We start from the raw sequence: 14068 nt of genomic DNA on the forward strand, positions 1-14068 counted from the left end.
GTAGTCTCAGGCTCGCCAGCTCCTCGTCGGTGAACGCCAGCACGAGCGAGCCGTTGCGCCGGTAGGCGAAGCCCAGCTCGTCGGCCCACTGCGCGAAGAGCCGCGAGCCCTCCCGGTTGTAGCGCGCCTTGAGCGTGCCGGGCACCGGATCGTAGCCGGCATGCACGATGCCGGAGTTCGCGCGGGTCGCCCCGCAGGTCACGTCGTTGCCGGCCTCGAGCACGGCTACGTCAAGACGGTAGCGGGACAGCTCGCGCGCACAGGCTGCGCCGGCCACGCCCGCTCCTACCACGATGACGTCATAGACAGGTTCTTCAAAGGTATCCATGTCGTTCAGCTTACTATTTTTCCCCGCTGGGCGAAAGGGTGGACACGCAATCGGGCAAACACGCTATCGTAAGGGTGTCAATCGAATGGAAAGGGTGCTCATGAGGATCGCAGTAGCCAGCGAAGGCTTGGAAGTTGCTCCCCGTTTCAGGCAATGCGCCAGCTACATGTGTTACCGGGTCGAGCGGGGCATCATCGTGGAATGCCAGAACCTGCCGAATCCCGGCTTGGCCGCCCCCAAGCTCGTGGCGCTGCTCGTGGAGATGGGCGTGGACACGCTCATCGTGGGCGCCATCGACTACGATGTGGCGAACGTGTTCTGCCACGCAGGCGTCGAGGTGATAGCCGGCGCGCACGGAAGCGCACGCGAAGTGGTGCAGGCCTACCTCACCCGCACGCTCACCGGCGTGGACGAGCTGTGCCATCTGGATGGCTGGGAGCACGAGGATGGCCACGACCGGGATCTCGCCGAAGCGTAAGGCGCCCGCTCCCTCCGCGGGGCCCGCAGGCCACGGCGTGACATTATCCCCGTCCCTTTGTCACACCCGCCTTTGTCACACCCGAAACCTCCCGTTTCCCCAAAAGCGCAAGAAGGCCCCGCAGTGCGGGGCCTTCTTGCGGTAGCGCCGCATGTTCGCAGCGCCGAGCCGGTTCCGACGGCCGGCAGGCCGTCGGGGCGTGTGCGGCTACAGGGCCTTCTTGGCGACCTCGGTGATGGCGGTGAACGCCGCGGGGTCGTTGACGGCCATGTCGGACAGCACCTTGCGGTCCAGCTGCACGCCGGCCTTCTTGAGGCCGTTCATGAGCACCGAGTAGCTCATGCCGTTGATGCGGGCGGCCGCGTTGATGCGGGTGATCCACAGGCGGCGGATCTCGCGCTTCTTGTTGCGGCGGTCGCGGTACATGTACTGGAGGGAGTGCTGCACCTGCTCCTTCGCGGCACGGTAGGAACGGGACTTCGCGCCGTAGTAGCCCTTGGCGCGGTTGAGGACGGTACGACGCTTCTTATGGGCGCTGACTGCACGCTTGACACGAGCCATGTTCTATCACCTGTTCCTTCTCTAGCGAAGGCCGAGACCGCGCGCGACGGTCTTCTGATCGGCCTTGGACACTTCGGTTTCGTGGCGGAAGTTGCGCTTGCGCTTCTGGCTCTTCTTGGTCATGATGTGGCTCTTGTAGGCCTTCGAGCGCATGATCTTGCCGGAACCGGTGACGCGGAAACGCTTCGCGGTGCCGCGATGGGTCTTCATCTTGGGCATTACTCGTCCTTCCCTTCAGCTTCCTTCTTCTCGTTTTCCTTTTTCTTCTTCGCCGCCACCGCTGCGGGCAGGGGGGCGATGAGCATGTGCATGTTGCGGCCTTCCATCTTCGGCTGGTTCTCGATGACCGCCTCGTCCTTCAGGTCGTCGGCCAGGCGCTCCAGGATGGTGAGGCCCAGCTCCGGGTGCGCCATCTCGCGCCCGCGGAACATGATGGTGATCTTCACCTTGTTGCCGGCGTCGAGGAAGCGCATGACGTGCTTCTTCTTCGTCGTGTAGTCGCCCACATCGATCTTCGGCCGGAACTTCATTTCCTTCGTCTCGACCTTGCTCTGGTTCTTGCGGGCCTGCTTGGCCTTGATGGCCTGGTCGTACTTGAACTTCCCGTAGTCCATGATGCGGCACACGGGCGGTTCGGCGTTCGGGGCGATCTCCACGAGATCGAGCCCCTGGTTGTCCGCGACGCGCTGGGCCTCCGCCGTGACGTAAATGCCCATCTGCTCGCCGTCGAAGCCGATCAGACGGCATTCCCGGACGGTGATTTCTTCGTTGAGCCGAGGCTCTTGAGCAGCTATCGCGCTCACCTCCCATTCTTCCGCGCTTGCGCGCTTCAATGAAAAACCCGCCGCTCCGGAAAGCGACGGGTTCGATTCTCATGACCGGGCCGCGTGCGGCCCCGTATTCGAGCGACCCATCAGCAGCCGAAGCGCCGAATCAGGTGGAGGGTTTCCCCTCGCTTGTGTAAACAGCCTGCCTATTGTAGCACGGGAAGCAGAAGATGCAAGGGGTTAATTCTCCCATAAAAGTTGCCACGGAAGCCTTGGGCGTGCACCATGCAGGGCGCAGTCCACGAGGTGCGCCAGGTAGAGCCCCGAAGCACGCCGTCCCCCTCCGACCTGCGCCTCGATCCCAGCATTGTCAGCATCCATGCTGCACCTCCTCCATCTCCACGACGTCATCGCAGAGGGCGAGAGTCTCCGCCCGATGCGTCACCACAATGGCCGTCCGGCCGGGAAGGGCCCTCAGATTCTCCAGCATGCGACGCTCCGTGGCCGCATCGATCGCCGAAGTTGCCTCGTCGAGCAGCAGCACGGGCGCGCCGGAGTACACCGCCCGCGCCACAGCCAGCCGCTGCATCTGCCCTTCGGAAAGCCCCGCACCGCGCTCGCCCAGAACGGTGCCGTAGCCGTCGGGAAGTCCGCTCACGAACTCGTCGGCGCAGGCCACGCGGCAAGCAGCCCTCACCGCCTCGTCATCGATGGCATCCCCGCGCTCCGCGAAACCCACCACCTCGCGAATGGCGCCCGACATAAGATGGTTGCCCTGCGGCACGTAGGCGAAGAGCCCCGCCGGCGCATCGGCCGCAGAAAGGCTCCCCCCGCGGTCTTCGAGACGCACCTCGCCGGCATCGGGCGGGTACGCCCCCAACAGCAGCTTCACAAGCGTGCTCTTGCCCTGTCCGCTCGGACCGGTCACCGCCACGAAGCTTCCCTTCGGCACCACGAGCGAGAACCCCTCCAACACAAGGTCGCGCCCGTAGCCGAACGTCACATCGTCGAAGCGCAGCACCTCCATGCGCGCATACAGCCCCCGCGCATCCGCATCCGCGAGCGACGCCCCGCGCCTGCCGCCACCGCCGGCACCGTCAAGCTCCATGAGCCGCTCGGCGCTGGCCAGCATGGACGAGTACCTGGAAAACGTGCCGCCCAGGCTGGCGAACGGCGACTGGATCTGCCCCACCAGCTGGACGACGGCCATGAGGGTGCCATAGCTCACCGTACCCTGCAAGATGCCCCAGCCGCACCAGGCGAAGCCGAGCACATAGCCCGCCTGCATGGCCAGCGTAAGCCCGGTGTTGCACAGGTTGGACGCGTTCGCCTTGCGCATGCGCGCGCGGGCGTGCTCGTCCATGGCGCGCTCGCTTGCGCGCTCCACCTTGCGCTCGCAGCCGAACGCACGCACCACCAGCAGGCTCTCCAGGCATTCCTGCAAGAAGCAGCGGACGTCGCTCTCGGCCTCCTGCATCCCGCGATGCAAACGCTTCAGCCAACCCCGCAAGAGCACCGACAGGAGCGCCGCCGCGCACCCCGCCGCCAAGAACACCAGGGCGAGCGTCGGCACCAGCACGTACATCGCCGCCAACGCGCCCACGACGCGGATACCCATGGAAACCAGGTTGGGAACGAAGCTGGTCGCGCCCTCCGTGACCACCGCCACGTCCGAGGTCATACGGCTCATGAGGGCACCCGTGTGGAAGGAGGAGGCCACCCGATACTCCTGCTCGAGCGCGCCCGCGAACGCCCGTCGCCGCAAGCGGTTGTCCAGCAACGCGCGCGCTTGCTCCAGCACGAATCGGTTAGCGGCGCGCAGGACCACCTGAAGCAGCACGAGCCCAGCGAACGCCGCAGCCGCGCCTTGGAAAGCCTCCGGGAGCCCCGTTACCGCAGCATCGACAGCCTGACGCATGAGCAGGGCGAACGCGATGCCGTTCACCGCTATCGCGCTCTGCAGCGCGCAGAGCGCCGCCACGAGCCACGCTGTGCGACCGGCCGCGCGCACGATCCACCCCCGCACGCTCATGCGCGCCGCTTCGCGGATCGCAGGGCGCGGGCCGCCTTCGCGCGAGCCCTCTTCCATATGCGGCGCACCGGATAGAGCGCGCACCACGCACGCACGTAGGCGCGGTAGGCGCGCGAGTCCAGGCTCACCGGCCGGTCATCGCGGTAGAGCCCCGCGAGCACGCCGAGGATCTGCTCGTCGGTCACGCCGCGTTCCTTCTCCACGCAATTGTCACCGCAGATCACGTAGGAATCGGGCCGAACCTCCACGATGCGGTGCAGCACGTAGGCGTCGCCGCGACGGTACAGGGGCACGTCGTGAACGCGCAGCCTGCCCGCGCACGGCTCGACGACGACGGTGTCGCGCCGATGCCGCAGCAGGGGCCACATGCTCACGCCCGCCGTGGCGCCCACGTACACGCCCTCGCGCGCGAGCACGTCCTCGATGCCCAACGCTCCTTCGAACTGCCCGGTCATGACGCGAGGAAGCCCGCTTCCCGCACCTGCTCCACGAACTCGCGCACGTCGGCGGCGGCCCGTTCGGGGCTGACGCCGTACTCCTGCGCGAGGTCGCGGGCGATGTCATCGTCCGTGCGGCCTTCGGTCAGGCCCTGCCAGATTCGCTTGCCCGTGCCGTTGAGCTTGACCATGCCGTGGAAGCCCTCGCTCGCCTCGCCGGTGGCGATGACCACCGCCTGCCCGGCCACCTCCCGCAGCACGAAGCCGTCTTTGATACGCGCCATCCGCGCCTCCTTCCCCCGCTGCCCTACGCAGTGATCGTCCAGTCGTCGTACGAGAGCCCGGCGAGCGCCTCGAAGCTGCACCGCACGGCATCCTCGGACACGTCGCACGAAAGCCGGAACAGCGCGACGCGCGCCAGCAGGCCGTCGAGCAGCTCTAAAGCGAGGCCCGCCGCATGCGCGTCGCGCGGCAGGTATGCCTGGCGCAGGGCCTCGTCCACGCATTCCTCGGGCGCAACGCGCCGGATGACGCTCTCCCCCGGACGGGAGCGGCCGAGGAAGCAGATGCCCGCAAGCGGCGCCGAAGTGTTGGTCTGCCACCCCTCCTTGCCCGCCCACGGCACGCCGTAGACGATGGGCGGCCCACCGTCGGCAGGCACACGCACGATGGGCTTGTCCCCGTTGATCACGGTGACGGCGCTGCCCAGGTGCTCGCACCACAGCCGCACGTGCGTCGACTTTCCCGTGCCGCTGGGCGCGCAGAACAGGTGCGCCCGGCCCTAGAACGCGACGGCTGCCCCGTGGACGAGCATCCGCTCGCACGAGGGCAGCCATTCGGCGATCTTGCGGTACACCGCCAAGGTTTCCAAGTAGTCGTCCGACCACTGCGGCCCATCCCGCTCTGCGTCGATTTCGACCTGCGTGGTACGGACGTGCAAGGCGGGGACCCCTTCGGAAAGGTAGTCCCTGCACAGCGCGCGCACCCGCCCATGCAGCAGGGACACGCGAATGCACGCCCCCGCCAAGTCGATGCTGAACGAAGGCACCGGTTCAGCCGCGTCCTCTAGTAGTAGCCGGTCCACTGCTCGCCGCTCGGAGCGTCGCCACTTGGATTGTCCGAGGAATTAGGCGGCTCTTGGTTGTTGTCGGAGGAAGCAGCGCCTTGGCCGGAGGGATCCGCCTGACCGGGATCGAGCGAACCGAAGTCGACAACGTTGTCCGTCTCGCCGCTTTCACCCGCTGAAAGAGGTTGAGACGAGGAAACTTCGGACGGGATGCATGCTTCCGACCCATCCGAGCCTTTGGTCTTCCCCGCATCATCCAAGCCCGAAACTGTCTCGGAACCAGATTCATTCAACGAACCTGAGTGTATACCCGTTGAAGCCTCGTCTTCATCATGCACGTGCATTGGGGGCTTCGGGATGCCTCCTCCAACATTGTTGGCGCCCATGCAAACAAAAGCGACCCCCACCACCGCCGCGAAAGCCGCCGCGACAACACCCCCGATGATCATCTTGCGTTTCTTATCGGACATTCCGGCACCAGCCTTATGACTGGAGATGCACCTCAGGGCGAAATGCATCTCCGCTTCCCAATCGCAATCGATGAACCCTACATCTCGATGTCAGTGTCAGGAAAGCCTCCTCCCGAGGTCGTGACCACGTCTTCCCCATCGAGAATGATCACGTCTGCACTTGGCTTCTCGTACTCTTTGCCCATAGCCATACACCCTTTCGCTAAACGATAGCTACCAGTATTTTTTGCGCATATTCCTTCTCTATGGTTGGCGCAAACGAAGAATCTACGATGAACTGCGCGGCGGATTGTGCGGAGCGGGATTGAGGCGCCGCTTCTTCAGCCCTCACGGTTGTTCCATCTGCCGTTTCGTAATACACGTACATCTGGCTTGTCATTTCCCAAGCATACGAACTTGTGGGAATGTTTGTGATGACCATGTTGGCATCAAAGAAGCCGGTATCGTTGAACGCCCAAACCCGGGTGGGGACATCAACCTCTTTGCCCAGATTGGCGTTGCGATACGTCCATCCAGATTTGACATACGTCGCCTGTTGGGGAATCTTGAACGAATAGCCGAAGCGAAGGCTTGTCGACGCAGAGGGATCGCCATCCATACGAAGCGAGCCGCCCTTGAAAGTGATGGTTTCGCTCACGTTCACGAACCTGGCGTAGGCCTGACCGGAAGCGGCCGTGAAGGGCGTGCGGAAAGCGCTGTCCGCATACCAGCCGGCGAACACCTGACCCTGAGCGCCATCAGGATACGCCCACGTGGCCGAATCGGCGGGATCGGCCTTGTACGCGGAAACCTCGTACATGCCGTCCTTGGCTACGTAGAACAGGCCGCCCACCTCGCTCTCGGCATAGCCGGAAGCGAGAAGCGATGCCACGCTATGGCTGAACGTGCCGCCGGTAATGTCGGTGGTTACGTTTTCGCCAACGGAAAGAGCACCCGTGGCACCAAGCACCTTGCCTGCGGAGATCGTCACCGTGGAGGGATTATCCTGCGTTCCGGTCGCCTCGATGCCGTACTGCCCGGCTGTGGCCGCAGCGGCCAGCGGCAACGAGAACGTCGCCGGCTGCGTCTGCGCCTGCACCTCGCCGCCGTTGACGGTGAGGCTCGCGCCGGGATTCACCTTCACGCCGCTCGTTCCCGCGCCGACGATCGTCGCGCCGTTAACGACGAGGGCTCCGCTCACCTCGACGGCAGCATTGGAGCCAGCCGCAGAGACAGTGCCAACGCCGGTCTTGTCGGTGATGGTGCAGGTGGCGTTCTGGCCGATCGTCAGGGAAGCGTTCAGGGCCTTGCCGTTGAGGTCGATGGAGACGCTCGTAGACGGCGAGCCTGCAGCGGGCTCAACCGCAATGGGAGCAATCTCGGTCGCGTCGCCCATGAGGGTCAGCGTTCCGCCCGTCTTCGCAACCCTGTCAACTGCATCGCCCATCGTGCCCACGGCATCCACGGTATTGCCGTTTTCGTCGGTCACCTGGATCTTGTCGGCATCGGTGGCCTGGGACACCACGAACGCGCCTTTGTCGCCAGGCTTGACGACATAGCCATCAGCCACGAATCCGTCCTTAAGAGGATCGGCAGCGAAAGTGCCTCCCGTGACCGTCACGGTCGCTTTCTTTCCAGATACGAGGCCCTTCTCGAACGTGCCGCCGGAGATGCGCGTTCTGCCGGAATCGAAGTTGATAGCTTCGTTCACCTGATCAGTGAACGTGCCGCCAGAGATGTTGATGCCCTCCGTCGTTCCCTCATTGCCATCGCCACCACCGAAGAAGCCGTGGTTATTTTTCACATTTCGGACGAACGTTCCGCCCTCGATGTTCACCGTGCCGTTACCCGACACGTAAGCGAGCCTGTAAAGGCTGTCCGCCGTGCCGTCGCCCAGCGTGTACGAGCCGTTTTTGATGGTGAGGGTTCCGCCGTCGCAGGCAATTGCGCCGTTCATATTACCCTGCACCGTCGCGTTTTCAACAGTCATCGTTGCATTCGGATAGGCAGAACTGCCGTTCGCAACAGCATATGCGTATCCACCGTTGGTGAAGTTGTCGCACGCCGTGAAGGTTCCGCCCTTAATGGTAGCCGTTCCAAAATTGCGCACGGCGTTGCCGCGGCTCTTGTTGCTGCCGAACGTGCCGTTCTCGATGATCAACGTTCCGTAATTCTCCACCGCATGACGGCCCTGCGCCTCGATATCGGTGGTACAGATGATGCCATCGCCTTGAATAGTGAGGGTTCCGCTGTTTCGAATGAAGGAACCGGCATACGAGCTCGTGAGTTTTTTGCCGCCCATGTCGAGCGTTACGGTCTGCCCTTCGGCAACGGGGATGAACCCGTCGACATCCACATCGGCGAGCATCTTGATACCGATCGTCTTGCCGGCTGCACCCATCAGATCGCCGATGAAGGCTTGCGGATCGTTATAGGTCTTGGCCGTTCCGTCGATGGTCATCTCCGCGAAGCTGCATGCGGCAACCGTCCACGTGCCGCCGTCTTGCGTCGCTGCATAGCCTGTTGCCACATAAGCCGAAGGATCGCTCGAGAACGTGCCGCCTTGCACGAATCCAGTCGCATGCTTGACGGACAAGGCGCCCATCTTGCCGCTGAACGTTCCGCCCTTATTCAACAGAGGCGACGACGGCGCCATGGGGCTACCGGGGTATTTTTTAGAATCTGTTTCGAATAATGCGAACCCGTTTTCCGAGACGAATGTCCCTCCGAGTATCTCCATGCTTACTTGTCCGGCATACGAGCCGTTCTTGGTGATGCTGATAGCAGCACCAGTGGCCTCGCTTCCGCCATCATGGGCAGTAACGGGATCGCAGTATTCCCCTTGAGCGGTGAACGTCCCCCCGTTGATAGTGAACTTGCCGGCTTTGATGCTCAATGGTTCGTCGCCTGTGAGAGCGGCTCCTTCATCGATGATCCACTCACCGTAACCAGCAGCGTAAATAGCTGGCCCGGTAGCGTAATTGATATTCTGATCGGTACCTCGCGTCCCAACAAGCTTGGCTCCGGGGCGGACATGCACGGTGGCATGGTTTGCAAGACTCGTTACGTTCCCATTAATGGTGATCGCGCCTGTGCCGCTCCACTCGAGAGCGGAAGCCTCGTCAGTACCGCACACGGTCCCATAGACCTCGATGACAGTGCCCTCTCCCGCCGTGGCGGCGTCCTCTGTTTTTCCAAGAGCCCCAATCCCGATGCCGAAGGGTCCAGAGATCTTCGCATCGGCCGCGATAGTCAACTTGGATCCTCGGCCAGCTGTAATCGCGGAAACGAATTCAGCTCCATTCGTCGAATTCAAGCACAGGCCGACAATCGACCCGTTTTTCACGGTGACCACGGAGTTCGAAGTAGCTATCACACCGCCAGACCGTGTCAGCGTGAATCCAGCCAGATCGAGAACAAGTTCCTTGTCAATCACATCGATCCTCGGGGCATCGCCCAGATCGACATTGCTCAAAAGCTTCACGGTGTCGCCGGATTGCGCAGCGTTGATGGCTGCTTGAAGAGTTTCGAATTTCTTTGCAGCCTCACCCTCGCCAATCTGGGCGACGGCAGTCGATTGGACGCTCGTGTATACGTACACCGCGTCATCGACCCGCTCCTTTAACTCGCAGCCTTCCGCGGCGACAAAGACATCAGTATTCTGTACGTCCGTTTTTACTGACGTGCCTGCAGGAAGTGATATTGTGCCCCCGGTAATCCGATGTCCTTTCAGATTGAGCGCGAACTCCCCGACACCCTCGCTCAACGCCACAACGACATTTTGGGAGAGAGCAGCATCCGACAACAGGTCTATCGATTCGCCGTTGCAAAGGGTGTACCCATTGCCAGTGAAGATGTCCGTCAAATCAGCGCAATTGACTCCCGTTGTCCCACCGTTGTTATTAGGCCAGTAGTAATGAGCGACATATGCCGGACTGAACGGAAGCTCTGCCCCCGAAGGAGCCGTACATACAACATTTACTTCGCCGTCGCGTTGCACATTTTTTGCAGGAATCCATAAGGATCATCCATTGAATCGAGTTGCAACGCGGCAGCAATGTTTCCTGTCGTGTCTGCAAACTTGACCTCTCCAGAAAGGATCAACTTGGTGATGCCGCAGTCTATACGTAGAAGATTTTCCGTACACGAGCCCCCTTGGAAGTTCGTGATCGTCGAATCCGCAATCGTGAGCGTATTATTCACCGAATGGGCCTGGGCGAACTGATCGTAGATATCGTCATTAAAGACGATTGCAGCAAAAGAATTCGATGGAGCACTGCTGGTGTTTATACCCTTGACCGTAGATCCTTTTATGGTGTACACAGCAGACGAGCCCCAAATATTTAAGCCCGTCCATCCGCGCAAGGTCGAATCAACCACATCAACCTTCAAGCCGGTTGTATCGCACACCCCGCTCTCGCTTTGGGCGCCACTCACGTTTATACAATACGAAAATCCGTTGATGGAACTGCTATTTTTTAGGATAACCTGCGAATCCTTGATATTCCAGAGCGATATCCCGCGACAAGATTGGTCATACTTCACCTGCGTATCATAGTCAGAAACGTCGGAGCAATTGATGGCGGTGTTGTCAAGGACAAGGCTAATTCCGCTATACTCCAGAGAAGGCGAGTCAATGCCGCGAAGGGAAGCGTTGATGGTGCAGCCAGTCAATGCAAGATTCACAGCGCTGTTATTCATTTTGATCCCGCGCTGCACGCCTGTCAAAGTGAGGTTCTTGATCACAACGGGCTCGGAAGTGCTCACCTGTATAGCTGGCGCGAGTCCTTCCGCCGTCACCGTGAATCCGCTGCCTTCGATCGTCAAGCCTTTGTCTATATTAAGCGTTTCCGTGAGGGCAGCATTACCTTGGAGAACAACCGTGCTGCCTGATTGAGCTGCGCTTACCGCATCAGCAAGCGTCGAATACCCTTGACTCCCTATCATAGCCTCGAATGCTTGCGTCTCGACATCCGAAGCTTTCGGCGTGCTAAGCGCTGCGAAGGCTGCTGAGACTGCGTCGAGCTTCTCACAACTCGCATTCACCAGCACCTTCTCATCTTCGGCGAGCGCATCGTAGGCGGCCTGCGCAGCTGACACGGCATCGACGTCCTCGGCTGTCACGGCGTTCGCCTCGGGAAGCTCGGCCACCAGCGCCTCGAACTGTTGAGCGGCGGTCGACTCGGCAAGGGAGGCAGGTTCGGCGCCTGGCACGTCCAAAACCGGATCCTGCACCTCTCCCCAAGCGGCGATTGGAACATTCATCGCGAAGGCGAGGGCAACAGTCAGTGCGATCGCTAATGATTGGTTGACCCGTTTCTTCCACCTCATGGCCTGCCCTTTCCCCGTGCTGATACGTTGTCGCACATGCCTCTCCGCCTGCTGCGAAAACCCTGCCCGCATGCATCGCGCTCAAGCCGTAAACGTTACGGCTTAGATCAGCTTAAAGAAAGCGCCCCCCCCCCCGTCAATAAAAACGGCCGAGAAATATCCCCCATCGAGCACATTTTTCCGAAAGACGGTGCTTTGCGAGAAGGGAACGTCTCCGCAGATACCCAACCAAGACCTAACGCGATGTGAGTTCGGCAGTCGGCGCGATGTCCGGCGCGGGGCGGGGCCGCTCCGCGCCACGCGCATGCGTGCCGCCTCGCCGCCCGTCGGGAAAACCCCGCGCCTTTCGCCCCGGGGGCGCGACATTCGGTATACTGCTGCCAACGGCGAAACGCCGCCGAGGAGCACCGTCCGCCCACCGCTACGGAAGGACTTCCATGAATCGCCTGCCCCGCCTGCTCATGCTCGCCGGAGCCTGGATTGCTTGCATCATGGGCTGCATCGGCGTGTTCGTGCCCGTGCTGCCCACCACCCCGCTGCTCCTGCTGGCCACGTTCCTGTTCGCGCGGTCCTCGCCGCGCTGCCATGCGTGGATCGTCTCCACGAAGGTGTACCGCACCTACGTGGCCGCGTTCAAGGAGGCCGGCGGCATCCCCGCCGCCACGAAGGTGCGCATCCTCACCGTGTCATTCGTGCTCATGGGCGCCAGCGCCTTCTTCGTGCGCAAGCCCTTCGTCTGGATCGTCCTGGGCTGCGTGGCCCTGTTCCTGCTGTACCTCATGCTCGTGCGCATCCCCACCATCTCGCTCGAGAACGTGCGCGCCGCCCGCAAGGCCGACGAGGCCGAGTAGGCCGGCCGGCCCGGCTGCCCTCCGCCCCACCCACCCTGCTGTTCTGTCCCCATCCGCCCTGCAGACAGCCTCTCCGAACAGGATAGAGGACCCAGCCCACTTTCCGTGCGTTTTGCGCTATTATTGGCACGTGACGCCTCGGGCGCAGGGGAAGCCCGGGCACCGTAGACCGAACAGGGGAGATCTATGGAAAGCGAATTCGTCCTCGGCGCGCGAAAGACGCGCGCCTACCTTGCACGCCTCGGGCTCGAGCGGCCCGAACGTCCCACGCGGGAGGCGCTTGACGACCTCGTCTACGCGCACCAGTGCTCCATCCCGTTCGAGACCATCGACATGCACCGCTGCACCGAGCCGCCCGACCTGGAGCCGGCCCATGTGTTCGACAAGCTGGTCACGCAGCGCCGCGGCGGCTACTGCTTCGAGCTGAACACCTTGTTCGAGGCGCTGCTGGCAAGCCTGGGCTACCAGGTGCGCCCGTGCCTGTGCCGCGCCGTATGCGGGGCCAAGGTGAAAGACCCCATCAACCACCGCGCCGTGCTCGTGGAGCTGGACGGCGAAGAGGTCCTCGTGGACGTGGGCTTCGGCGGGCCGCTGCCCTCGGCCTCGCTCTCGCTCGTGGACGGGCAGGAGCAGATCATCCGCGGCGAGTCGTTCACCGCGCGCCGCATCGACGCGTACTGGTGGGCCGTCGACCGCGTGACCGGGGCGAAGAAGGATCTCTACGGCATCGAGGGGCCCTCTCGCATGCAGACCGAGCTGGAGCTGTGCCTGGCAACCGTCACGGACAAGGACTTCGACGCGCTCAACCTTGCCTGCTCCCGTCCGGGAACGGAATTCCACGACCACCGCATTGCGAACCTGCGCACGCCGAACGGCTACTTTGCCATCTGGGACGACGTGCTTACCGTGCGCAAAGACGGCAAGAAGGAGCGCATTCCCCTGCCCGACGAGGCGGCCTTCGCCGATGCCTGCGAGCAGTACTTCGGCTTCCGACCGCACGGGGCGTGAGAAGGCGCGAATAGGGGATCACGGCAAGATCGGGCACCACGGCCGGCCGCAGCGTCGGCAGGTTCCGGCGGCCGGAAGGCCGCCGGAACCCCTAGGGAACCGCTGATAAATGGTGCTCGTACCGGCCTGATCGCTTTCCACGGTCGGTTTTCGCCCTAAGCGGCGCCGGGAGGGCCGCTTAGGGACGCCTTCTCCCTTCCATGGGCTCCCCTACGTGCCCGCTAGGGCGTTTTCGGGCATGCTCCGCCCTATGCCGGCGAGGCCGCTGGCAACCCGGGGCGAGTCGCCCGTGCCCGTGTACCCCGAGCCGGCGTGGCAGAACGGGCCGTCCTCCCGCACGAGGGCGCAGGCGATGACGACGTCGTTGACGTTGGCGGCGGTAGCCCCGACCGTGTGCACCGGGCCGCTTCCGGCGTCCACGCCGCTATGGGCCTTGTGGCCGGAGTGCCAGCTCCGCCCCTTCCGGGCCTGGCGGGCCTCCGGATCTCTCCCGCCCTTCGCGTTTCTAGCGGAGCTCGGCGCCTCGGCGAACGCGGCATCCGCGATCGAGCCGCCTCCGGCGGATCTTCAAGGGCGTGGCGGCGTCGGGAACCTGGTCGCCGAGCCCGAGGGGCACGCCCGTGAATTCAAAGAAGGCTCGGGGGCCGCAGACCGCGTCTCCCGAGCCTTCGCCAGAGAGGTTGGGCCGCGGCTGCAAGAGGCGCATGCGCAGCAGGGATGGCCATGCCCGTCTGGCGCAGGAGCCCCCCCCCCCACGCTT

The 14068-nt window shown here is 62.9% G+C and carries 16 protein-coding genes; 3 read left to right on the forward strand and 13 right to left on the reverse strand.

The features are described from left to right. On the reverse strand, window positions 1-328 hold a 328-nt coding region (locus tag GPA_RS13560), incomplete at its 3' end, for an FAD-dependent oxidoreductase (protein WP_156791179.1). A 100-nt stretch (window positions 329-428) separates the two neighbouring features. Here GPA_RS13560 and GPA_RS13565 point away from each other — a divergent pair. Beyond that, a complete protein-coding gene (locus GPA_RS13565; protein ID WP_041240579.1) occupies window positions 429-806 on the forward strand; it encodes a NifB/NifX family molybdenum-iron cluster-binding protein in 378 nt (125 codons plus the stop codon). Between the two features lie 207 nt (window positions 807-1013). On the opposite strand, the gene rplT is transcribed toward GPA_RS13565, so the two are convergent. The 11 genes from rplT to GPA_RS13615 form a co-directional block, all read right to left on the reverse strand. Next, on the reverse strand, window positions 1014-1367 hold the full coding sequence (gene rplT, locus GPA_RS13570) for a 50S ribosomal protein L20 (protein ID WP_015540215.1): 354 nt from the start codon (window positions 1365-1367) through the stop codon (window positions 1014-1016). Window positions 1368-1388: 21 nt separating this feature from the next. Then, a complete protein-coding gene (rpmI, locus tag GPA_RS13575; protein ID WP_015540216.1) occupies window positions 1389-1586 on the reverse strand; it encodes a 50S ribosomal protein L35 in 198 nt (65 codons plus the stop codon). Then, window positions 1586-2170: a translation initiation factor IF-3 gene (gene infC, locus GPA_RS13580; RefSeq protein ID WP_172623289.1), complete on the reverse strand. Its 585-nt coding sequence runs from the start codon at window positions 2168-2170 to the stop codon at window positions 1586-1588. The genes rpmI and infC overlap by 1 nt, the downstream gene beginning before the upstream one ends. Window positions 2171-2504: 334 nt before the next feature. After that, entirely contained in the window at window positions 2505-4166 is a 1662-nt protein-coding gene (locus GPA_RS13585) for an ABC transporter ATP-binding protein (RefSeq protein ID WP_049784164.1), read from the reverse strand. Continuing rightward, window positions 4163-4621, reverse strand: coding sequence for a S24/S26 family peptidase (locus GPA_RS13590; protein WP_015540218.1), 459 nt, complete (start codon window positions 4619-4621; stop codon window positions 4163-4165). Before GPA_RS13590 ends, GPA_RS13585 begins: the two co-directional genes overlap by 4 nt. Next, a complete protein-coding gene (locus tag GPA_RS13595) occupies window positions 4618-4887 on the reverse strand; it encodes a PqqD family protein (RefSeq protein ID WP_015540219.1) in 270 nt (89 codons plus the stop codon). Before GPA_RS13595 ends, GPA_RS13590 begins: the two co-directional genes overlap by 4 nt. Window positions 4888-4910: 23 nt before the next feature. Then, window positions 4911-5333: a hypothetical protein gene (locus tag GPA_RS13600; protein ID WP_049784166.1), complete on the reverse strand. Its 423-nt coding sequence runs from the start codon at window positions 5331-5333 to the stop codon at window positions 4911-4913. A gap of 51 nt (window positions 5334-5384) precedes the next feature. Beyond that, window positions 5385-5651, reverse strand: a complete 267-nt coding sequence (locus tag GPA_RS16970) for a hypothetical protein (protein WP_049784168.1) — start codon at window positions 5649-5651, stop codon at window positions 5385-5387. Window positions 5652-5668: 17 nt separating this feature from the next. Next, entirely contained in the window at window positions 5669-6139 is a 471-nt protein-coding gene (locus GPA_RS13605; protein WP_147274499.1) for a hypothetical protein, read from the reverse strand. Window positions 6140-6341: 202 nt separating this feature from the next. Further along, window positions 6342-9983, reverse strand: a complete 3642-nt coding sequence (locus tag GPA_RS13610; RefSeq protein WP_041239672.1) for an autotransporter outer membrane beta-barrel domain-containing protein — start codon at window positions 9981-9983, stop codon at window positions 6342-6344. A gap of 113 nt (window positions 9984-10096) precedes the next feature. Further along, entirely contained in the window at window positions 10097-11449 is a 1353-nt protein-coding gene (locus GPA_RS13615) for a right-handed parallel beta-helix repeat-containing protein (protein WP_041239673.1), read from the reverse strand. A 437-nt stretch (window positions 11450-11886) separates the two neighbouring features. Here GPA_RS13615 and GPA_RS13620 point away from each other — a divergent pair, with 437 nt between their 5' ends. After that, complete coding sequence (locus tag GPA_RS13620) at window positions 11887-12300, forward strand: DUF454 family protein (protein WP_015540222.1); 414 nt, start codon at window positions 11887-11889, stop codon at window positions 12298-12300. A gap of 186 nt (window positions 12301-12486) precedes the next feature. Then, window positions 12487-13308: an arylamine N-acetyltransferase family protein gene (locus GPA_RS16975; RefSeq protein ID WP_015540223.1), complete on the forward strand. Its 822-nt coding sequence runs from the start codon at window positions 12487-12489 to the stop codon at window positions 13306-13308. Between the two features lie 210 nt (window positions 13309-13518). Here GPA_RS16975 and GPA_RS20675 read toward each other — a convergent pair whose 3' ends face one another. After that, window positions 13519-13854, reverse strand: coding sequence for a transposase (locus GPA_RS20675; RefSeq protein ID WP_390212351.1), 336 nt, complete (start codon window positions 13852-13854; stop codon window positions 13519-13521). Window positions 13855-14068: the final 214 nt, after the last annotated feature.

It is taken from the genome of Gordonibacter pamelaeae 7-10-1-b (genome assembly GCF_000210055.1).
Lineage (GTDB): Bacteria > Actinomycetota > Coriobacteriia > Coriobacteriales > Eggerthellaceae > Gordonibacter > Gordonibacter pamelaeae.